The organism is Paraburkholderia phenazinium (assembly GCF_900142845.1).
GTDB lineage: Bacteria > Pseudomonadota > Gammaproteobacteria > Burkholderiales > Burkholderiaceae > Paraburkholderia > Paraburkholderia phenazinium_A.
On record NZ_FSRU01000002.1, the window covers coordinates 1,305,169 to 1,327,284 of the forward strand.

Consider the following 22,116-nt stretch of genomic DNA (forward strand, 5'->3'; position numbering starts at 1 on the left):
AAGAACTCAATGTCAAACACAAATTTGGTTCGCCCCAGCCGCGACGGCGATCAGTTTCATTACCTTTGGGCTGCTCGACGCTGTCTGAAGCTACTCACCACAGATGGAGGTCTGGTCGCGGTGAGCATCGAAGGTCCGTCGCTGGGCGAGCAGCCAGAAGCGGAACCAATCGAAGCTGGTGAGGAACTGATTGACATCGCGGAGTATTTTGACAGCGAGGATATCGACCAAGCGCGGTTGGTGCGTTACATGCAGCTCAAGCACTCGACCCTGCATGCAAATGCCCCCTGGACGGCAAGTGGGTTGGAAAAAACCATTAAGGGTTTCGCGAAGCGGTTTGCCGAACTACAAAAAGCTCACGCTCAGGCCGAATTGGTGAAGAAGCTGGAGTTTTGGTTTGTCACGAATAGACCGATCAGCTCGAATTTTGTCGAAGCCGTGGCCGATGCTGCAGCAAACACAACTCCACGTCATCCAGATGAACTAGCGAAGCTTGAGAAATTTACCGAGCTGGCGGGCGGTAAGCTTGCAGTATTCTGTAAGCTGCTCCACTTCGAAGATCGCCAAGATGGGTACTGGGATCAACGCAACGTCCTGTTCCAGGAAGTTAGCGGCTATTTACCTGATGCGGACGTTGATGCGCCAACGCAACTGAAAGAGCTTGTTACCCGACGGGCTCTTTCCGAAGGTGAACAGAATCCTACGATAACCAAGATCGACGTACTGCGGGCGTTGAAGACTGACGAAAGTCTGCTGTTCCCCGCCAACTGCCTTGTCGGCGATATTAGTAATGCCGTGTCGCGCGAGCAGGGGACCGAAATTATCAATCAAATCGTCGGCGCGACGAGCCCCGTCATCGTCCACGCTTCCGGTGGGGTTGGCAAATCGGTCTTCGCGACACGAATCGGCAAGGGTCTTCCAGATGGTTCAGTCTGTATTCTCTACGACTGCTTTGGCAACGGACAGTACCGAGGCGCGACTGGCTATCGTCATAGACATAAAGATGCACTCGTTCAGATTGCAAACGAATTGGCCGCAAGAGGCCTCTGCCACCCTTTAATCCCTACGATACACGCCGATGCATCAGCGTATGTTCGCGCGTTTGTTTACCGCTTGAACCAAGCAGTGCAAGTCTTGCGTTCATTCGAACCGAACGCGCTTTTATGCGTAGTCGTGGATGCAGCAGATAACGCGCAGATGGCCGCTGAGGAGATAGGTGAGGCGCGTTCGTTCGCACGTGACCTCATTCGCGCAAGCATCCCTAATGGTGTCCGTCTAGTTTTTCTGTGCCGCACACATCGTCAATATCTTCTTGATCCGCCCATTGCGGCACAATCGATCGAGCTGCGCTCGTTTAGTCGCAACGAGACGGCAGCTTTCTTGCGCAAAATATTTCCCGACGCCAACGAGCACGACGTCGATGAATTTCATCTACTAAGCTCGCACAATCCACGAGTGCAGGCACTGGCTTTATCGCAGAAGTTGCCGCTGCAAGAAGTGTTACGACTACTCGGACCCAATCCTACGAGCGTAGAAGACACAATTGCGAATCTGTTGAGTAACGCTATTGCGAAGCTCAAGGATGCCTCAGGTTCGATTGAAAAGGAACGTGTCGAAAAAATCTGTGCAGGCATGGCAGCATTACGCCCATTGATTCCGATACCTATCCTCTCGGCGATATCAGGAGTCGAGCCAGAGGCGATTAAGAGCTTCGCTTACGATATTGGCCGACCGCTCCTCGTGACTGGAGAGACTATTCAGTTCCTAGATGAGCCTGCCGAAACGTGGTTCCGTGACAAATTCAAACCCACGGCGCAAGGATTAGCTGGCTTCATAACCAGCATGAAACCGCTGGCAAGCGGAAGCGCGTATGTCGCCTCCATACTGCCTCAACTGATGCTGGAGGCCGGCCAATTCTCCGATCTGGTTGACTTGGCACTGTCTTCGTCTGCACTCCCAGAAGCAAATGCGCTTGAAAGACGCGATGTCGAATTGCAGCGCCTGCAATTTGCGTTGAAAGCGGGCCTCCGATCGCAGCGCTACCTTGAAGCGACGAAGCTTGCCCTGAAAGCTGGTGGCGAGACGGCGGGTGACGATCGGCAGCGAAAATTGCTCCAAGAAAATACCGACCTTGTATCAGATTTCATCGAGCTTGATCTCATTCAAGACATCATTTCCCGTCGCACTTTTGGTGCCGGGTGGATCGGCTCTCATCACGCATACGAAGCTGCGCTTCTTTCCGGTCGAAAAGAGTTGATGGGCGAGGCACGTAGTCGTTTGCGTATGGCCCACGAATGGCTGCAAAACTGGTCGCGGCTAACACCTGACGAACGTGAAAAAGAGAGCGTCTCTGATCAGGATATCGTTGAACTGACCTTTGCACACTTAAATATTCATGGGCCAGCAAGTGCGATAGAGAATCTAGGACGCTGGAAACCACGTGAAATCTCGTATCGAGTCGGGCGATTGGTAATCCGGCGCCTGATTGATCATGGACGTTGGTCAGATATCGATGAAATCGCGGGTATCGCCGAGAACAATCTTTGCTTGACGCTTGCCATCGTTGTCGAATTACGAGAGGTGCATAAGACCCCTCCTGACCAAGCAACGCAACGAATACTCCGTCAACTCTCGAAAGTCCGTATCAAAGTTAACAGTCGCGGTGGCTGGGACAATGGGGAGGCGGCGCTCGATGCAGTGACAGCTGTTGTTGAAGCTGCATTGAAAAGGGGTTTATGCACGCATAGCGACGCGGCTGCGATACTCGCGCGCTATTTACCCGCCGAGCCACCGCGAGGGCTTGCGTCAAGATTTTCAAAAACTCGCTTTCCGCTGCTACGCGCCTATTGCCTACAGGCCGCGCTCGAAGGAAAGCCGATCGAGCTGATCGATATAGCTCACGCCGAGCTTAAACAAGAGATCGAGAAGAATAACGAGCATGCAACCTCTCGCGATCTTCGAGAGTTTGAGGAAGATATCGGTGCACTGCTTCCATGGCATAAGCTTTGGGCATCAGTCCTACTTGGGCAGGTCAAGAAGAAGGACGTTAAAGATGAGATCGAGAAGACGCATGATGCCTCTGTGAAAGCCGAGCGGAATCGATATCGCGAAGCACCTCACGGACTCGATGGTCGATCTGACCACCCGCGAGGCGCTCAAGAAGCTGGTTGACGAGCTTTCTCAAGGGCTTTGCATCACGTCCTTCCATGACCGTACCGGCTTCGAGTTGCAGATGCTGCGCACAAACCGGCTGGTTGAAGCTGAGGGGCTGGAAGATTTCTTGTGCAGCCCTGTCGAAATGATAGGAATACCGACCATCTCGCTGCCAAGCTTCATCAAGGAACAGGTGGACGAAACCACGTTCAACAAGGCTTTTTTTGATGCGCTGTACGAGCTTCCCTTTTCCATCCAGTTGGATGTGGCCGGCGATGAACCGGGTGAGAAATGGGACAATTCGCGCGGCATTGCCGATCTCAACGATGGCAAGGCACAGCATCAGGCCGAGGTTGTGAATCTCAACACAGGGATTTTCTTGGAGCTGAAGGGTGGCATCGAAGCCTGGTTCATCAATGAAGGCATGGCACTCAATCATCAGGAAATCACCCTGGATGCTTTGAACGCAATGACCCACTGGAAGCAAGCCCCTTCCTCACGCGCATTGCCGACCATGCGCATCCTCAGCTCGCTGTATGGATTGATGCGGTTTGATCCGAATCGTCGGTACAAGAACGGAGATCCTAACGACTTCCTGATAGCGGCATCCGCCCTCCCCGTCGCCCATGCGCTTTTCACGGACAGAAAATTTGCGAATCTCTTGTCCGACAAGAGAATCGGACTGGACAAGTTTTTGGACTGTACCGTGGTGAGCGGCTTCGAGGAAATGGCCCAATACCTCGAAGAACAGGTGCAATGAACGAAGGGGGCCGAAGCCCCTTCGTTCACACGACAATCTGCCCAGCCAGCCGCGCATCGCGCGCGTAGCCCGCGAGCCCGACGGCGGAACGCCAAGACGCGCAAAACGACACAACAGCGCGCTCCTCTCTCACGCCCGATAGTTCCTGCACCAAGAACGAGCGACACCTTGTAACATGATCGGAATTTAAGGAGGCAATCCAGCATTGCACTTGCCTCGTCCAAACCGGGGCCCTATATATGCACATTTCCAAACTCAGCCTGATCAATTACAGAAATTTCGCGAACACCAAGCTCCTATTCAACAAGGGCGTCAACACCATCATTGGCGAGAATGGGTCAGGGAAAACCAACCTATTCCGCGCAATCAGGCTATTGCTCGATGACAACATGATCCGGTCTGCCTACCGCTTGGATTCGACTGACTTCCATCGTGGCCTGGACAAATGGCAAGGACATTGGATCATCATCAGCCTGGAATTTGAGGAAATCTCGGCTGACGAGGCTGTTCAAGCACTGTTCCGTCATGGGGCCGGAATCGTCGATGACGAGGATGTCGGACGAGCAACTTACAACCTGATTTTCCGCCCCAAGAAGGAAATTCGCCTCAGTCTGTCCCAACTGGATGATGGCGATCATGCCGGTCTTGCTGCAATTCAAGGCTCAATATCCATCGATGACTACGAGACGATATTTACAGGTCGGAGCGAAGCGGACTTCAATGACGATAAATTTTATAAGGAAGTCGTTGGCGATTTCGAAAACGCCAGATTCAGTAAGGAGACCGAGTTCCCTGTCATCGGCGCTAAAATTCCGAGCGTGCTGTCCGTTTCCAAGGAAATATCTTTCACGTTTGTTCAAGCACTGCGAGACGTAGTATCTGAATTCCACAACAACCGGACGAACCCTCTTCTATCGCTTCTGAAGGCTAAGAGCGGCGACATCGATCCCGTGGCCTTTCAAGCCATCACCGATGGGGTGAAAGCTCTGAATGACTCGATAGAGTCCTTACAGGATGTCCAGGTTGTTCGCACCGACATACGAGACACCATCAAGGACGCTGCCGGCGAGGCGTACTCGCCCGCCTCTCTATCGATCAAATCCGATCTTCCCGATGAAGCCGACAGACTATTCCAGTCGCTCAAGCTGTTTGTTGGGGAGTCAACAGAGGGCTATGAAGGGCCAATCCACGAGCTGAGTCTGGGTGGGGCCAATCTGATATTTCTTACCTTGAAGCTACTGGAATTCAAGTACCAGAAGGCCAAACAATCGATAGCAAACTTTCTGTTGATTGAGGAACCGGAAGCCCACATTCACACACACATTCAAAAGACGCTATTTGATCGCATCCAGTACGACGAGACGCAGATCATCTATTCGACCCACTCGTCGCATATCTCAGAGGTCAGCAATGTTCAGAATATGAACATCCTTGGTAGAGAGCCTGATCGATGCGAAGCCTATCAGCCGACAGCAGGTCTTACGAATGAAGAGATCGGTAACGTCCAACGCTACTTGGATGCGGTGCGCAGCAACCTGCTTTTCGCGAAAAGCGTAGTCTTGGTCGAAGGCGACGCCGAAGAGATTTTGATCCCGATACTCATCAAAAAGGTACTTGGAGTAAGCCTGGATGAACTTGGCATCAGCCTCATTAATATACGAAGCACCGGCTTCCAGAACGTCGCGGTCCTTTTCCATAGCGATCGAATTCGGAAGCGATGCAGTATCGTCACAGACCTTGATAAGGCCATCATCGACACGACCCTCGTAGCCGGTGAGCCCGAAGCGGCGCAGCAGCGCAAGAAGAAGTACCAGGCATCTCAGGAGAAGGGAATCGCGAGGAAAGCTGCGTTGGAAGCGGCATTCAATGGAAACCCGTGGATTGCGTCATTCTTCGCTTCACACACATTTGAGGTCGATTTCGTCTCAGCAGGTAACGCAAGAAAGGTAGTCGGCATTCTTCCCGAGGTATACAAGGACAAGGCAACCATCGCTACAGCCAAGACGGACCTCGAATCCGCAGATGCGGCGCTCTACGGGCAGCGGGCGTTGACGATTGCCGATAACTACGGCAAAGGCTGGCTCGCCATCCTGCTTGGCAAGAAAATCGATTCAGACGCAGCCATCCCGGAATATATTCTCCGTGCCATCGCCTTCGCGCACCCCGTAATCAAGAAGGAAGTCTGGTTCAACATCCTGAGCTATCGGCTAAAGCTCCAAGAAGATGATATTTTTTCCGCCGCAACCACGGAACAATGCAATGCGTTCCGGCAAAAGCTAACGGCCTTCTTGAACGGGGAAATCGACTTCGTGGGCATCCGGAACGAGGTGCTTGCTGCATTTCCCGATGATCGCATCAATGACGTGCTCAAGGTGTTTTGATCATGTTCACGTGGGATAACGACGACCTGAACCCTGAGCAGGAAGCGGCAATCCTGCATCCCGGCAGTGTATTTCTTGTCGCCTGCCCAGGGAGCGGCAAAACTCGGACCCTGACCTACAAGATTGCGTATGAGCTATCTCGGCTGGAGTCAAAAAAACAATTTGTCATCGCCATTACCTATACGCATCGTGCGGCTGACGAGATTCACGAACGGATCGAGGATTTGGGTGTAGACACGTCCCAGCTTTGGATTGGCACCATCCACTCCTTTTGCCTCGAATGGATATTGAAACCATATGGCATCTATCACGGTGCTCTGAAACATGGCTTTCGCGTCATCGACCAACATGAACGCGAGAAGATATTAGAGAGGCTTTGCGAACCGTACAAAAAACCCAAAATTACCTTCTGGGACTGCGATTTCTATTTTACCGAAACTGGTTACATCCTTTCATGCCAGCAGGACTGGAAGCATGATGGCTTACATAAGATACTGGAAGGGTATTTCAACATCCTAAGCAAGAACAGGGAAATAGATTTCGAGCTGATTCTGTTCTACGCCTATCAGCTAATTTCCAGCCACCCAGCCATTAGTGCCATTTTGAGCAAATTGTTTGCCTTCGTTCTGGTGGATGAGTATCAAGATACTAAACGAATCCAGTATTCAATCATCACTTCAATTCTGAAAGCCGGCCAAGGCACAACGAAAACTCTGATTGTTGGAGACCCCAATCAGGCGATTTACGAGACACTCGGCGGCTACCCGATGGCTCATGAGGATTTCAAGGCTATGGCGGGAATCGACATTGACGAACTCGAACTTTCAAAAAACTATCGTTCTTCCGATCGCATCATCGAATACTTTGGAAACTTCAACGTCCATGCAACCAACATCGAATCTGAGTCTAAGGACAAGAACTATCAAAGTCTGATCTCCTTTAACACGACAGTCAGCAAGGAAGATCTGGAAGATGAGTTGATTCGACTGATTCGTTTCAACATCCAGACGAAGGGAATTGCTCCTCACGAGGTCTGCATACTCGCGCCGCAGTGGGTGCATCTGGCAAGCATGACGCGCCGCTTGGTTGCCAGCATGCCCGAGTATTCATTCGATGGTCCAGGCATGGTTCCCTTCGCTCGGGACACAGAGAATTTTTGGTACAAACTTGCGAAGATTGCTTTGACGCAAGCGTCACCGAGCATGTATGTGCGCAGACTACGATGGGCCGGGGAAATCCTAAATGACCTGGATACCGTCGGCGTGAGCACTTCCGGCCTCACTAGAAAATCGCTACTCAAAGAATGTAATAAAATCCAGATCGATGAGAGTGACGGACTCACCTATCTTCATAAATTCTTTGAAACTCTGTTCTCCAACCTGACTATAGATTTTCGGATTTTTCCACTACTTCAAGAACACCACAAAGCATTCTTTGAAAGCTCTCAAGCCAGAATTGATCGCTTGAAAAAAGAAGGGACTGAATTTATCGGGAACATCGAAACGTTCAGAAAAGTCTTTCAAAGCCGTACGGGGATAACCATTTCAACGATCCACGGCGTGAAAGGAGCGGAGTTCGATACTGTGATCGCCTACGCTCTTCTTGAAGATATGGTGCCCCACTTCAACGATCCAAACGGCCAAGAAAGCGCGATGAAGTTGCTCTACGTCATCGGATCTCGTGCCCGGAAAAATCTGCACCTTATTTCGGAACGCGGTCGCACCCAATATTCCGGAAATGAATACAAAGCGACTCGAAAACTGGCAGCGTGCAAGTTCGACTACGATCAAGTCCCATAGAGTGCGACGTTGAGATCGGATGGCGGAGACTGGCGGACATCGACCTTCCCCTCGGGTTGGCCGCACTACGCCGCAGCAAGTTGTCCCGATAGATACTGAACTTCACCATGTCTCCATGCAGCGTGCTCATGGAGTCCGAGATGGAACAGATATCGAAAGCATCCAGTGCAGCCGACATCGAGGCCAGCCAGTCCCTCCCTTTGCCGGGGACGGAAGCCTACGAGGCGATACCGCAATTTCCGAAGGGCAGCCCCCTTCCCTTCCGGCGCACCATCCGCCGCCAGGAACTGCGGCAGATCGTCCCCCTAGCCGAAACGACGATCTACGAAATGGAGCGCCGCGGCGAGTTCCCGCGCCGCTTCAATCTGACACCGCGCTGCGTCGTGTGGGACTTGGCCGAAGTGGAAGCGTGGATCGAGCAGCGCAAGCAAGCCCCGCGCGGCGGTGTCTCGAAGCCGGATGTCCGCCTACGAAAAGCCCGCCCTGTTCGGGCGGGTTTGAGTGAATGAGGCTGGGCAGCGACTCGTATCCAAACAAGGCTCCCAGCTCCTTGGACGCCGAGCGCGGCAACCGCCAGCCTTCCTTTTCACATTGACCTGCAAACCCGCCCGCGCCACGTCCAACACGTCCGCCAATTGCCAGATCGACGCGCTGCCCTCATGCACCGGCGCAGGAATCAACTCAACCGAAGAAAACAGCCGGGCTGACTGAGAATCGCTTGCTCAATGCCGCGATGTGGTCGCGAGTCAGGTTACGGCCTCGGCCATTGAGAATCTTCGACACCAACGACTTGCTGCCGATCTCCGGCAGGTCGGCCACACCCAACCCATGCTGCTCCATCAGCAACCGGAGCACGTCGACGCCACCCAACTTCGCCACGCGCGCGTTGAATGCCGCAAACTCGTCGGATTCGTTTTCCCAAGTCTCGATGGAACGGGCCAGAATCTCAATCAGTGGACGGTTGGCCTCGTAGTCCTCGACCAGCTCGTCCATCAACGCCAGCGCCTGGGCGTAATCGTCCTCACTGGCGATGTGGCCAATGAAACTTGCCTCGTCGAACAAGGCATGGGCTCGCTCCCTGATGGCGGCAAATCCCATCTCAGTCACCCTCCTTCCGGTAGCGTTTGCAAAGCTTGTCGTACTCGGCATGCGTTGCGATGTGCTTGACGTACATGCGGTTGTCTCGGAATTCGATGAAGGCAATCAGTCGAAGATTGTTGCCACCGATGTCCAACACCCACCACTTGTCCTTGTACTTGAAGTTGTCCAGCGACGGAAAAACCTGTCGCAGTGCCTGCGGCGTATCGAAATCGCCGGATCGCAGCACCCGATACGTGCGGTCGATCGCTTCGGCGTCGTTCGGATAAGCCTTTGCTGCATCGCTGAACGGCTTTCTGGATATGACGTGCATCGATCCATGCTCACAGATAAAAGGATAGGTGGAAGTTGACTTTTTGTCAACTTCCACCATTGAGGCAAGTCAGCCAGCTCAAACCGTCGTGCTCAACGCCGGCACGACCACGTTCTCCGGCATCAGCTTCGGCACGTAGGTCTGCCCGCCGCCCCAGGCATCGACCAGGTTGGCCCACTCTTGCAGCATGTGGCGCCGTTGCTCCGCGTATTCGGCCTTGTTGTAGACCGAGCGCGAGGAACGCCCGTCCTCGTGCGCCAGGCATTTCTCGATCCAGTCACGGTTGAAGCCGATTTCGTTCAACAGCGTCGAGCCTGTGCGGCGCAGGTCATGGACGGTGAACGGTTGTAGCGGCAGCCCTTTGGTTTTTGCAGCCTCGGCCACGAGTTGCGTGACCCGATTCAAGGTCGCATTGGACATGAAACGCTGTGCATCGTAACGGGAAGGAAAAACGAATCTTGAGCCGGCTGCGCAGGCGTGCAGCGTGACGAAGATGTCGAGTGTCTGGCGAGACAGATAGACCACATGCGGATTTCGCCCTTTCATCCGCTGCTTCGGAATCGTCCAGGTCGCACGCTCGAAATCGACCTCATCCCAGGTGGCCTGGATCAATTCGCTCTTGCGCACCAGCGTCAGCAGGATCAGGCGCAGCGCCAGCTTGATGGTCGGATAGGTCGCCACCGATTCCATCTGCTGCACCATCAGGCGGATTTCCAGCGGCGACAAAGCGCGATCCTTTGGTACGAAGGTCGCAATCGAGGCCGCCCCCACGCTGTTAGCGGGGTTGTCCACCTTTTCACCGTGAGCGATGGCGTAGACATAAACCTGCTTCACAATGTCCCGAATCTGCACCGCCGTGGCTGGCGCCCCACGTTCCTTGACCTTGTTGCACAAGGCCCGCAGATCTTCAGGCTGGATTTCGGTCAGCAGGCGGCTCCGGAAAACCGGCAGGATGTCCCGGTCAATGATGTGCTTGCGCACGGCGCGGGGGCTGTCAGCCAACCTTGCATTGGCCAGCCATGTCTCCATCGCCGTGCCGAAGGTCTTGATGGCCACCACACGACGTTTCTCGCGTTGCTTTTCAAGCGCGGGCGATAGGCCCTTGAGAACGGTTTTCCGCGCGTCCAGGAGCAGTTCGCGCGCCATAGCCAGTGAGATACCGTCAGGGCCATAGCGCCCGAGGGTCAGCGTTTCCCGGCGTCCGTTAAAACGGTAATCGTAGCGGAACGTGACGGTACCGCTGGGCGATACCGTCACGTACATCCCATCACGATCAGAAGCCTTATAAATCTTGGACTTAGGCTTCAAGTTACGCAGTGCAGCGTCGGTAAGCATCGAGGGTTCCTCCGGCTTTTTGACGGCTTTACCGTCAGGTTTTACCGTCAGGGACCAGGAGACCTGTTGATGCCCGGAAAGCCGCATAAAACAAGCTTTCCTGAGAAGCCTTTTACCGTCAAAGACGGTAAAAGTCTGAATAGTGAACGGGAGGGTCTTAATTCGGCCTCGATTCTTACCGTCAGCTTTACCGTCAACCTTTTTTGCTGGCCGACGATAGCCACCGATAGTTGTCGCGACGTATTTTTTATAAATCAACACGTTACAACGATTTTTCGATAGCTGGCGATAGTCCTCGAAGGACGTCAATTCACTCCCACTCGATTGTCGCCGGCGGCTTCCCCGAGATGTCATAAACCACCCGGTTAATCCCCCGCACTTCATTGATGATCCGGTTCGACACATGGCCGAGTAGCTCATGCGGCAGATGCGCCCAATGCGCGGTCATGAAATCCTGCGTCTGCACGGCGCGCAATGCCACGACATACTCATACGTGCGCCCATCACCCATCACGCCCACGCTCTTCACCGGCAGAAACACCGCGAACGCCTGGCTCGTCAGGTCGTACCAGGACTTGCCGGTTTCCTTATCGATAGTCGTACGCAGCGTCTCAATGAAGATGGCATCCGCGCGGCGCAGCAAATCCGCAAAGTCGCGCTTCACTTCGCCGAGAATCCGCACGCCCAAACCCGGGCCCGGGAACGGATGGCGATACACCATTGCCGGCGGCAAGCCGAGCTTCACGCCCAGTTCGCGCACTTCGTCCTTGAACAGCTCGCGCAGCGGCTCGAGCAGTTTCAGATTCAGCGTCTCCGGCAGGCCGCCCACGTTGTGGTGGCTCTTGATGGTCTGCGTGGCCTTCTTGCCCTTGCCAGCCGATTCGATCACGTCCGGATAAATCGTGCCCTGCGCGAGCCACTTCGCATCCGTCAGCTTGCCGGCTTCGGTCTGGAACACTTCGACGAATTCCGCGCCGATGATCTTGCGCTTCGCTTCCGGATCGGTCACGCCAGCGAGCTTCGAGAGAAACACCTCGCTTGCGTCGACATGGATCACCTTCACGCCGAGGTGGTCCGCAAATGTCGCCATCACCTGCTCGGCTTCGTTCAGACGCAGCAGGCCATGGTCGACGAACACGCAGGTCAGTTGATCGCCAATCGCGCGATGCAGCAGCGCCGCCGCCACCGACGAATCCACGCCGCCCGACAGACCCAGGATGACATGCTCCTTGCCCACCTGCTCGCGAATCTTCGCAACCGCTTCGTCGACGTAGTGGCCCATTTCCCAATCAGGCTGCGCGCCGCAAATCTTCAGCACGAAGCGCTCGAGCATCGCGCGCCCCTTCACCGTGTGCGTCACTTCCGGGTGCCATTGCAGACCGTAGAAATGGCGTGCCTCGTCGGCCATCGCCGCGACCGGGCACGATTCGGTGGAAGCCATCAACTGGAAGCCCGCCGGCATTTCCAGCACCTTGTCGCCGTGGCTCATCCACACCTTCAGCATGCCGTGACCTTCCGGCGTGGTGAAGTCGCTGATGCCGTCGAGCAGGCTCGTATGATTGCGCGCACGCACCTCCGCGTAACCGAACTCGCGCACATGGCCGTTTTCGACCTTGCCGCCGAGTTGCTCGGCCATTGCCTGCATGCCGTAGCAGATGCCCAGCACCGGCACGCCAAGCTCGAACACCACTTGCGGCACGCGCGGCGTATCGGTCTCCGTGACCGAGCTCGGGCCGCCCGACAGGATCACGCCCTTCGGCGCGAAGTCGCGAATGAACGACGCATCGACGTCGTACGGATGGATTTCCGAGTACACGTTCGCCTCGCGGACGCGACGTGCAATCAGTTGGGTGACTTGCGAACCGAAGTCGAGAATCAGGATCTTGTCATGCATGGCAGCGGACGGAATCTAAAGTGAACGGATAAGGAAAGCCGCGCACGAGGCGCGGCGTTGAATTCAAAACGGCCCTGGCCACGGCAAGCCATGTTGGGCAACGCGGTATCTGACATCGCGCAGACGCACCGTGCAGCACGCGTGCAGACGGAATCCGGAAGCTTCGGCAGATGGCGTGGCGGGACGCCCGCGTCAGCCGTTCAGCCATGGAACGGCGGCCTTGGCGCGCCCGGCGCATCCGCTGCAGAGCTACGCGCTTCGACGTCACTCGCCGAAAGCGTTCCCGGCCGGTTGGCAGCAGCAAAGTCCGGCTCGACCGGATGGCCGGTTGCAGGGCTGATCGGATTGGCTGGACGCGTGGCCGGCGGCACCACGGGCTCCACGACAACGGGCTGCACCACCGGTTCGGCCCGATAGCCCACCGCGTCGCGCCCTCGCGCAGCGTCTTTCGCGGCCTGCTTTTCGGCCCGCTCCGCAGCGGCCGCCTCGGCCACACGCAAGCGTTCGCGGCGGCGGACCGCACCCGAAAGCCGCACACCGCCGAGACCGATCACGACCAGCACCACACCCGCCAGCACCGCGACCAACTGACCGAAGCCGGTCAACTCAGGCCGATGCATGCCGATCAGCCAGACCAGCATCAGCAGACCCGTCAGCCAGTTCACATGCCCGACGACCTTGGCGACCGTCGAGGTCAGCGCACCGTCGATCGACGCATGAAAAGCCAGCCACGCGAGTCCGATCAGCGTGATGCCCAGCCCCTGTCCAACCAGCGTGGGTTGCGTCTGCACCAGTTGCAGCGCGTTGTACAGCGAGGTCCAGGGCGTCAGCAGGAACAGCAGGCCGAACGCCAGCAACAGCAAGGCATCGATGATCAGTACCGCGCGCAGCAAGGGCTTCATGGGCGATTAGTCCACGTGGTAGTTAGGCGCTTCCTTGGTGATCTGCACGTCGTGGACGTGCGACTCGCGCAAGCCCGCGCCGGTGATCTGCACGAACTCCGCCTTGTCGTTCATCTCGGCGATGGTGCGGCAGCCGCAGTAGCCCATGCTGGCGCGCACGCCGCCGATCAGCTGGAACAGGATCGCCGTGACCGAGCCCTTGTAGGCGACGCGGCCCTCGATGCCTTCCGGCACCAGCTTGTCGATGTTCGCGGAGTTGTCCTGGAAGTAACGGTCTGCTGCGCCGTCCTTCATCGCGCCGACCGAACCCATGCCACGGTATGACTTGTACTGGCGGCCTTGATACAGGAACACGTCGCCCGGCGCTTCTTCGGTGCCGGCGAACATGCTGCCCATCATCACGGCGCTCGCGCCGGCTGCCAGCGCCTTGCTGACGTCGCCCGAGAAACGCACGCCGCCGTCGCCGATGACCGGCACGCCCGTGCCCTTCAGCGCTTCCGAGACGTTCGAGATCGCCGTGACTTGCGGTACGCCGACACCGGCCACGATACGCGTGGTGCAGATCGAGCCCGGGCCGATACCGACCTTGACGCCGTCTGCACCGTATTCGACCAGCGCCTTGGCGGCGGCTGCAGTTGCGATATTGCCGCCGATCACTTCCACGTGCGGGAAGTTCTTCTTGACCCAGCGCACGCGCTCGAGCACGCCCTTGCTGTGACCGTGCGCGGTATCGACGACGATCACGTCGACGCCCGCCTGCACCAGCAGTTCCACGCGCTCTTCGTTGTCTTCGCCTACGCCGACCGCCGCGCCCGCGCGCAGCTTGCCGTGTTCGTCTTTACAGGCGTCCGGGTGTTCGGTCTGCTTGGTGATGTCTTTCACCGTCATCAGGCCGCGCAGTTCGAACGCGTCGTTGATGACCAGCACGCGCTCGAGGCGGTGGCTGTGCATCAGCGCCTTGGCTTCCGCGAGCGGCGTGCCTTCCTTGACCGTGACGAGACGCTCGCGCGGCGTCATGATGTTGCGCACCGGTTCGTCCAGGCGCTCTTCGAAACGCAGGTCGCGGTTGGTGACGATGCCGATCAGTTGCGCACCTTCCACCACCGGGAAACCCGAAATGCCATGCTGCTGCGACAGCGCAATGACGTCGCGCACCTTCATTTGCGGCGGCACGGTGATCGGATCGCGCACCACACCCGATTCAAAACGCTTCACCTTGGCCACTTCACGCGCCTGCTCAGCCGGCGTGAGATTCTTGTGGATGATGCCGACGCCACCCATTTGCGCCATGGCAATGGCGAGGCGAGCTTCGGTGACCGTATCCATGGCGGCGGACACGAGCGGCATGTTCAGGGAAATGTTGCGGGTCAGCCTGGTCTTGAGGCTGGTGTCGCGCGGCAGAACATCGGAAAAGGCCGGGACGAGGAGCACGTCATCGAACGTGAGTGCTGTTTGGATCAGACGCATGGCAAATCCTATAGGCGCAAAAGCGAATTATACGCGATACCTTCCTCTTTTTCACTGCACGAACAGCAGGTTAGCGAATTTCCGGTGATTTTCCAGGGTCTTTCGGCAGGGGAATTTCGCTTCGCCGTTCGGGTCGGGTTCGAACCGGTTTCGTTTCGCGAGACCTGTGCAGGATCGAACAAGACAGCGCCCGGGCGACCGGGTAACCTGCGCACCTGTTCAGGTTTTATGTCGGAGTAGTCGATGCAGCGTGGTGTAGCGTACGGCGTTATGGCCGGGGCCTTGTGGGGCATGGTGTTTCTGGTGCCGCGGATGTTGCCCGATTTTTCCCCGCTGCTTCTGAGCGCCGGCCGCTACACGATGTACGGCGCCGTCTCGCTCGCCGCCGCCCTGCCCATGGCGCGCTCGCTCGTCACGAGACTGACCCGCGACGACCTGAACGCGCTCGTCAAGCTGGCGCTGGCCGGCAACCTGCTCTACTACATTCTTCTGACCAGCGCCGTCCACCTGATCGGGATTGCGCCGTCGTCGCTGATCGTCGGCGTGCTGCCGGTCACCGTCACGCTGCTGGGACGGCGCGACCGCGGCGCCGTACCGCTCGCCCGCCTCGCCTGGCCGCTGGCCATGGTGGTGGCCGGGATCGCCTGCATCAACGTCGATGTGTTCACCGCGGCCGACGCGGCGTCGGGCACGTCTACCAGCCTCCTCACCAAGCTCGCCGGGCTCGCCTGTGCGGTGGGCGCGCTGGTCTGCTGGACGTGGTTTGCGGTCGAAAACACCCGCTACCTGCAGCGCCAGACCCATTTCAGCGGCAACGAATGGTCGGTATTGTGGGGTGTCGTGACCGGCGCGCTCGGCGCGGCCTTGTGGCTTGCGATCGCCGTGCTGCCTTCCGGCAGCCTGCAGACGACGCTCGGCAGCGAGCGCTGGCATACTTTCTGGATGCTCAATCTGGGGCTGGCAATCGGCGCGTCGTGGCTCGGCAATGGTTTGTGGAACGCCGCCTCCAAGCGCCTGCCCCTGACGCTCTCAGGTCAGATGATCGTGTTTGAAACGCTGTTCGCGCTGCTCTATGCGTTCATCTACGATCACCGGCTGCCGCGCCCGCTCGAAATGGCGGCCATCGCGCTGCTGGTGGCGGGCGTGAGCTGGTCGGTGCGGCAACACGGGGATGACGGCGCGCAGACGCTGTCGATCGAGGAGAAGGCGCAGGCGTCGGCGCATTGACTGACCCGCTCTAGCGCGAATCCCGATTGGTCCACTTGCGCCCTTCGATCGAGCCTTCCTTGCGGGTCTTTTCGACGCGCCGCTGGCGCGCCGCCTTCGGGTCGACGATCAGCGGCCGGTAGATTTCCACGCGGTCGTGGTCGGCAAGCGGCGTATCGAGCGGCTTGAGCTTGCCGAACACGCCCACCTTCTGCCTCTCCAGATCGATCTGCGGATAGCGCTTCAGGATGCCGCTGGCGTCGAGCGCCTGCTGCAGGGTAGCCCCTTGCGGCAGCTCAACAGGGATCAGCGCCTGCTCATCGGGCAGCGCATAGCAGACTTCGATCGACAGCATCGCGCTCATGCCTTACCGTAGCGCTGGTCGGCGCGCTTCACGAACGATTCGACGAAGGTGTTGGCGATATGGCTGAACACCGGGCCAATGATCTTCTCGAGGATGATGTTGGTGAATTCGTAGTGCAGCGCGAATTCGATCTTGCAGGCGTCCTCGCGCAGCGGCGTGAAGCGCCAGTAGCCGGTGAACTTGCGAAACGGGCCGTCCGCGAACTCCATGTCGATGCGCGTAGGTCGCTGCATGCTGTTGCGGGTGGCGAAGTGCTGCTTGATGCCCTTGAAGTTGATGTCGATCCGCGCCTCCATGCCGCTTTCGTCCTGGCGACGAATCTCGACCCCGCCGCACCAGGGAAGGAAATTCGGGTAATCGGCGACGTCGGTAACGAGGTCGAACATCTGTTCCGCCGAATGGCGTATCAACACGGTTTTCTGGACATCTGCCATAAATTGGACAGCACGTGGCAAGGGTGGACAAGCGCCGCGGGCTTTCCTTGCCCCGCTTTGCTAAAATCGTGATTTTAAACGAGTTGGGCACTTTCCATTCATGAGCATCATAGACAACAGAAAAGCCTTCTACGACTACTCGGTCGAAGAACGCTACGAAGCAGGGCTCGTGCTCGAAGGATGGGAGGTCAAGGCGTTGCGGGCCGGCCGCGGGCAGATCAAGGAAGGCTACGTGGTCATCAAGAACAACGAGCTGTTTTTGATCGGCACGCACATCAGCCCCTTGCCCGAGGCCTCGACCCATATCACGCCGGACCCTGTACGCACCCGCAAGCTGCTCCTGCATAGCGAGGAAATCAGCAAGCTGATCGGCAAGGTCGAGCAGCGTGGTTATACGCTCGTGCCGCTAAACTTTCATTACAAGGGCGGTCGCGTCAAATGCGAGATCGGCCTCGCGAAGGGCAAGAAGCAGCACGACAAGCGCGAAACCGAGAAGAAACGGGACTGGGAACGGGAGAAAGCCCGCTTGATGCGCAATCCGGCCTGAACGCCGTGCGGCAGCGCGGCGGTGCGGCCCTTTACCGCACCTCGGTTGCGCCCTTCCCCTTGTTCACGATGGTCAGCGCCGAGGCGATCATCGCGCTCATATTCGACAGATCGCCGGGCACGATTAGCGTGGTGCCCTGCTTCGCCAGGTTGGCGAACGCGGTCACATACTGCTCGGCTACCTTCAGGTTCACCGCTTCCATGCCGCCGGCAGACTGGATCGCCGCCGCGATCTTCTGAATCGCCTGCGAGTTCGCTTCGGCCACCGCCAGGATCGCCGCAGCCTGACCCTGCGCCTGATTGATCGCCGCCTGGCGCTCGCCTTCGGACTTCTGGATCGACGCCTCGCGCCCGCCCGAGGCAATGTTGATCTGCTCCTGCTTGCGCCCTTCGGACGCGGCGATCAGCGCGCGTTTTTCGCGCTCTGCGGTGATCTGCGCCTGCATGGCGTGGAGAATTTCCTTCGGCGGCGTCAGATCCTTGATCTCGTAGCGCAGCACCTTCACGCCCCAGTTCGAAGCGGCTTCATCGAGCGACGACACAATGCTGTGATTGATGAAATCGCGCTCTTCGAAAGTCTTGTCGAGTTCGAGCTTGCCGATCACCGAACGCAGCGTGGTCTGCGACAACTGCGTAATCGCGAACACGAAGTTGCTCGAACCGTACGACGCCTTCATCGGGTCGGTGACCTGAAAGTACAGCACGCCGTCCACCTGCAACTGGGTGTTGTCGCGCGTGATACAGACCTGGCTCGGCACCTCCAGCGGAATTTCCTTGAGGACGTGCTTATACGCAATCCGGTCGATGAACGGCACCACGAAGGTCAAACCCGGCGTGAGCGTGGCGTGATAACGGCCGAGCCGCTCCATCACCCACGCATGCTGCTGCGGCACGATCTTGATGGTCTTCGCCGCGATCACGAACACGATGATGAGAAGGACTGCCCCGACGATAGTCGAATCCATGGTTGCTCCAATTTCCGGTCTGCGTTGTTATGTTGTGCGCGGGTAGCCGCCTCAGATGGCCGCCTCAGGCGTCTGCCGCCCGTTTGCTGGCCACGACGATCAGACGGCTGCCGTCCAGCGCGCTGATCTCATAGACTCCTGCATCCTCAGGCTCACCCGGCGCGAGTTCGACATCCCATGCCGCCCCGCGATAGTTGGCGCGTGCGCGCCGGTCACGCCAGCCCGTCACGGCGAGTGTCTGGCCGATATCCAGATTGACGTCGGGATTGCGCGCCGCCGCCTTGCGCGGCCGGCGGCCAAAGCGCGAGCGCCGCAGCAGGAGTACTGCGGCCAGCGCTACCAGCGCCGCCAACCCGAACTGCACATCGGCGTTGGCGCCCGAGATGCGCGCCACGGCCGCCGCCATGAATCCCAACGCGATCATCAACAGATAGAAGGTGCCGCTCATCAACTCCAGCACGATAAGCACGCCCGCCCCGATCCACCAGAACAGTCCACCTGGCGCCACGTCGACCTCCACTGCGCTACATGGGACCGGAGTAAGTGCTAAAGCGCCCACTCCGGCCGACAAAGCAAAACACCCCGGATCTACCGGGGTGTTTATAGCACGAAGCGGGTGCCAATTACCGTGCGCTACGGTCCACTTTGGTGAACCGCACCGGCGCCGCAGCCCGCAACGATGCGCATTGATTATTTGCGCTGCTTGTTTGCGCTGCTTGTTTGCGTTGCTTACTTCTTCGACGATTTAGCCAGCGCCTGCCACGTCTCGATGATCGTGTCCGGGTTCAGCGAGATCGACGCAATGCCTTCGTCCGTCAGCCACTGCGCGAAATCCGGATGATCCGACGGGCCCTGGCCGCAAATCCCGACGTACTTGTTCAGCCGCAGACACGTTTCAATCGCGCGCTTCAACATGAACTTGACCGCCGGGTCGCGTTCGTCGAAATCCACCGCCAGCAATTCCATGCCGGAGTCGCGATCGAGACCGAGCGTCAATTGCGTCAGGTCGTTCGAGCCAATCGAGAAGCCGTCGAAGAACTGCAGGAATTCTTCGGCGAGGATCGCGTTGGACGGCACTTCGCACATCATGATCAGGCGCAGACCCTTCTCGCCGCGCTTCAGGCCGAACTTGCCAAGCAGGCCAACCACCTTTTCAGCCTGCTTGAGCGTACGCACGAACGGCACCATGATCTCGACGTTGTCGAGACCCATCTCCTCGCGCACCTTCTTCAACGCGATACATTCCATCTGGAACGCTTCGGCGAAGTCTTCCGCGATGTAACGCGAGGCGCCGCGGAAACCCAGCATCGGGTTTTCTTCGTCCGGCTCGTAGCGCGAACCGCCGATCAGCTTCTTGTACTCGTTCGACTTGAAGTCCGACAGACGCACGATGACGGGCTTCGGATAGAACGCCGCGGCGATCGTCGCGATGCCTTCGGTCAGCTTGTCGACATAGAACGCGCGCGGCGATGCATGACCGCGAGCGACACTTTCGACCGCTTTCTTCAGGTCCTGATCGACATTCGGGTACTCGAGAATCGCCTTCGGGTGCACGCCGATGTTGTTGTTGATGATGAACTCGAGCCGCGCCAGACCCACGCCTGCGTTCGGCAATTGCGAGAAGTCGAAGGCGAGTTGCGGGTTGCCGACGTTCATCATGATTTTCACCGGAATCGGCGGCAGTTCGCCGCGCTGGACTTCGGTGATTTCGGTTTCGAGCAGGCCGTCGTAGATCTTGCCTTCGTCGCCTTCCGCGCACGACACGGTCACCAGCGCGCCTTCCTTCAGCAGGTCGGTTGCGTCGCCGCAGCCCACCACCGCCGGCACGCCCAGCTCACGCGCGATGATAGCCGCATGGCAGGTCCGGCCGCCGCGGTTCGTCACGATGGCGGACGCGCGCTTCATCACCGGCTCCCAGTTCGGGTCGGTCATGTCGGCGACCAGCACGTCGCCCGGCTGCACACGGTCCATTTCCGACGGGTCGTGAATTACCCGCACCGGACCCGCGCCGATCTTCTGACCGATTGCGCGGCCCGTGACGATGACCTGCGACTGGCCCTTCAGCTTGAAGCGCTGCTCGGCCTTGCCGGACGCCTGGCTCTTCACCGTTTCCGGACGCGCCTGGAGGATGAAGATCTTGCCGTCGCGGCCGTCTTTGCCCCACTCGATGTCCATCGGACGCTCGTAGTGCTTCTCGATGATCACGGCGTACTTCGCCAGTTCGATCACGTCTTCGTCGGTGATCGAGAAACGGTTGCGCTGCTCGTGCGGCACGTCGACGGTCTTCACGCGGCCAGGCTCGCCCGGCTTGGTGAATTCCATCTTGATCAGCTTGGAGCCGATGGAACGGCGGATGATCGGGTACTTGCCCTGGGCGAGCGTGGTCTTGAAGACGTAGAACTCGTCCGGATTCACGGCGCCCTGCACGACGGTTTCGCCCAGACCGTAGCTCGAGGTGATGAACACCGCATCCTTGAAGCCGGACTCGGTGTCGAGCGTGAACATCACGCCGGCGGCGCCGACGTCCGAGCGCACCATGCGCTGCACACCCGCCGACAGCGCGACTTCAGCGTGAGTGAAGCCCTTGTGGACACGGTAGGAGATCGCGCGGTCGTTATACAGCGACGCGAACACGTGCTTCATGCGATCGAGCACGTCCTCGACGCCGACCACGTTCAGGTAGCTTTCCTGCTGACCCGCGAACGACGCATCCGGCAGATCTTCTGCGGTGGCCGACGAGCGGACCGCGAACGACAGCTCTTCAGGCGAGCTGTTCTGGAGCGTGTCGAAGCCCGCGCGGATGTCGGCCTCGAGCTTCGGCTGCAGCGGTGCGTCGACGATCCATTGACGGATTTCCTTGCCCGCTTCGGCGAGCGCCTTCACGTCGTCGACGTCGAGCGTCTCGAGACGTTTGGCAATGCGTTCGGTGAGGGAGTTGTGATGGAGGAAGTCACGGAATGCCAGCGCCGTCGTAGCGAAGCCGGTCGGCACCCGAACGCCTGCCTGAGCGAGTTGACTGATCATCTCGCCCAGGGACGCGTTCTTGCCGCCCACAATCTCCACATCGGTCATCCGCAACTGCTCGAACGGAACTACATACGCCTGATCCTTTGCGACGTTAACTGCGTTAGTCATACAAGCCCCTAAGTGTGGAAGAAATACACGACTGTGCAAGTGGGCTTGGACGCGAGCGGTCATAGGAACCGTGTACAAAAGAGGCTCTCGCGTCTTGCACAACCTGTTAGATAAACAATCGCTCGGCCGATGACCGGGCTGCGTCATCAGCAAGCGCTTAATCCAATAACCGCCGTTGAGGCACCGCCTTGCCGCGAAGCGCGCAAAAAGCGCGACGAAGCTCACGGTTGGACGAAATTATTCAAATTCGCCACAAGTTACCGGTAAAAAGCAGGGCGTTGACCGGGCGATAAATGCGAGTTAAGCGCGGTTCGCCTGCAATTGCTTATCCAACAGGTTGCCGCTATTCTACCGTGCCGACTCT

Annotated in this window: 18 protein-coding genes and 1 pseudogene; 7 read left to right on the forward strand and 12 right to left on the reverse strand. The window is 57.9% G+C overall.

Going from position 1 to position 22,116, the window contains the following annotated elements:
- The first annotated feature begins 9 nt into the window (after positions 1-9).
- The 5 genes from BUS12_RS22900 to BUS12_RS22920 all read left to right on the forward strand — a co-directional run bounded on the left by BUS12_RS22900 (position 10) and on the right by BUS12_RS22920 (position 8,602).
- Positions 10-3,171 carry a P-loop NTPase family protein gene (locus BUS12_RS22900; protein ID WP_216352732.1) on the forward strand — a complete coding sequence of 1,054 codons (3,162 nt, stop codon included), beginning with the start codon at positions 10-12 and terminating at the stop codon, positions 3,169-3,171.
- Positions 3,128-3,913 (forward strand): hypothetical protein, encoded by a 786-nt coding sequence (locus BUS12_RS38335; RefSeq protein ID WP_143788436.1) that lies wholly within the window; start codon positions 3,128-3,130, stop codon positions 3,911-3,913. Before BUS12_RS22900 ends, BUS12_RS38335 begins: the two co-directional genes overlap by 44 nt.
- A 239-nt stretch (positions 3,914-4,152) precedes the next feature.
- Complete coding sequence (locus BUS12_RS22910) at positions 4,153-6,294, forward strand: ATP-dependent nuclease (protein WP_074299571.1); 2,142 nt, start codon at positions 4,153-4,155, stop codon at positions 6,292-6,294.
- 2 nt (positions 6,295-6,296) lie between these two features.
- Positions 6,297-8,093 (forward strand): UvrD-helicase domain-containing protein, encoded by a 1,797-nt coding sequence (locus tag BUS12_RS22915; protein WP_074299573.1) that lies wholly within the window; start codon positions 6,297-6,299, stop codon positions 8,091-8,093.
- Between the two features lie 140 nt (positions 8,094-8,233).
- Positions 8,234-8,602, forward strand: a complete 369-nt coding sequence (locus tag BUS12_RS22920) for a helix-turn-helix transcriptional regulator (protein WP_253190191.1) — start codon at positions 8,234-8,236, stop codon at positions 8,600-8,602.
- Between the two features lie 19 nt (positions 8,603-8,621).
- Here BUS12_RS22920 and BUS12_RS39130 read toward each other — a convergent pair.
- The 7 genes and pseudogenes from BUS12_RS39130 to guaB all read right to left on the reverse strand — a co-directional run.
- A pseudogene (locus BUS12_RS39130) lies at positions 8,622-8,767 on the reverse strand (helix-turn-helix transcriptional regulator); the annotation flags it as partial.
- A gap of 7 nt (positions 8,768-8,774) precedes the next feature.
- On the reverse strand, positions 8,775-9,191 hold the full coding sequence (locus BUS12_RS22925; protein ID WP_074299579.1) for a helix-turn-helix domain-containing protein: 417 nt from the start codon (positions 9,189-9,191) through the stop codon (positions 8,775-8,777).
- 1 nt (position 9,192) lies between these two features.
- Positions 9,193-9,564 (reverse strand): type II toxin-antitoxin system HigB family toxin, encoded by a 372-nt coding sequence (locus BUS12_RS22930; protein WP_253190192.1) that lies wholly within the window; start codon positions 9,562-9,564, stop codon positions 9,193-9,195.
- A gap of 18 nt (positions 9,565-9,582) precedes the next feature.
- A complete protein-coding gene (locus BUS12_RS22935) occupies positions 9,583-10,839 on the reverse strand; it encodes a tyrosine-type recombinase/integrase (protein WP_074299581.1) in 1,257 nt (418 codons plus the stop codon).
- A gap of 310 nt (positions 10,840-11,149) precedes the next feature.
- Positions 11,150-12,733, reverse strand: a complete 1,584-nt coding sequence (gene guaA, locus BUS12_RS22940) for a glutamine-hydrolyzing GMP synthase (RefSeq protein WP_074299583.1) — start codon at positions 12,731-12,733, stop codon at positions 11,150-11,152.
- Positions 12,734-12,933: 200 nt separating this feature from the next.
- Positions 12,934-13,635: a hypothetical protein gene (locus tag BUS12_RS22945; protein ID WP_074299585.1), complete on the reverse strand. Its 702-nt coding sequence runs from the start codon at positions 13,633-13,635 to the stop codon at positions 12,934-12,936.
- Between the two features lie 6 nt (positions 13,636-13,641).
- Positions 13,642-15,102 carry an IMP dehydrogenase gene (gene guaB / locus BUS12_RS22950; RefSeq protein WP_074299587.1) on the reverse strand — a complete coding sequence of 487 codons (1,461 nt, stop codon included), beginning with the start codon at positions 15,100-15,102 and terminating at the stop codon, positions 13,642-13,644.
- A gap of 243 nt (positions 15,103-15,345) precedes the next feature.
- Here guaB and BUS12_RS22955 point away from each other — a divergent pair, with 243 nt between their 5' ends.
- Positions 15,346-16,329 carry a DMT family transporter gene (locus BUS12_RS22955; protein WP_074299589.1) on the forward strand — a complete coding sequence of 328 codons (984 nt, stop codon included), beginning with the start codon at positions 15,346-15,348 and terminating at the stop codon, positions 16,327-16,329.
- 10 nt (positions 16,330-16,339) lie between these two features.
- Here BUS12_RS22955 and BUS12_RS22960 read toward each other — a convergent pair whose 3' ends face one another.
- Both BUS12_RS22960 and BUS12_RS22965 read right to left on the reverse strand, forming a co-directional pair.
- Entirely contained in the window at positions 16,340-16,672 is a 333-nt protein-coding gene (locus BUS12_RS22960) for an RnfH family protein (protein ID WP_074299591.1), read from the reverse strand.
- Positions 16,669-17,106, reverse strand: coding sequence for a type II toxin-antitoxin system RatA family toxin (locus BUS12_RS22965; protein WP_074299593.1), 438 nt, complete (start codon positions 17,104-17,106; stop codon positions 16,669-16,671). Before BUS12_RS22965 ends, BUS12_RS22960 begins: the two co-directional genes overlap by 4 nt.
- Positions 17,107-17,206: 100 nt before the next feature.
- Between BUS12_RS22965 and smpB the strand changes: the two genes are divergently transcribed.
- Positions 17,207-17,653 carry an SsrA-binding protein SmpB gene (gene smpB / locus BUS12_RS22970; protein ID WP_074299595.1) on the forward strand — a complete coding sequence of 149 codons (447 nt, stop codon included), beginning with the start codon at positions 17,207-17,209 and terminating at the stop codon, positions 17,651-17,653.
- Positions 17,654-17,684: 31 nt separating this feature from the next.
- On the opposite strand, the gene BUS12_RS22975 is transcribed toward smpB, so the two are convergent.
- The 3 genes from BUS12_RS22975 to ppsA form a co-directional block, all read right to left on the reverse strand.
- On the reverse strand, positions 17,685-18,617 hold the full coding sequence (locus BUS12_RS22975; RefSeq protein ID WP_074299598.1) for an SPFH domain-containing protein: 933 nt from the start codon (positions 18,615-18,617) through the stop codon (positions 17,685-17,687).
- Between the two features lie 64 nt (positions 18,618-18,681).
- A complete protein-coding gene (locus BUS12_RS22980; RefSeq protein WP_074299600.1) occupies positions 18,682-19,125 on the reverse strand; it encodes an NfeD family protein in 444 nt (147 codons plus the stop codon).
- 221 nt (positions 19,126-19,346) lie between these two features.
- On the reverse strand, positions 19,347-21,752 hold the full coding sequence (gene ppsA, locus BUS12_RS22985) for a phosphoenolpyruvate synthase (protein ID WP_074299602.1): 2,406 nt from the start codon (positions 21,750-21,752) through the stop codon (positions 19,347-19,349).
- Positions 21,753-22,116 lie beyond the last annotated feature (364 nt).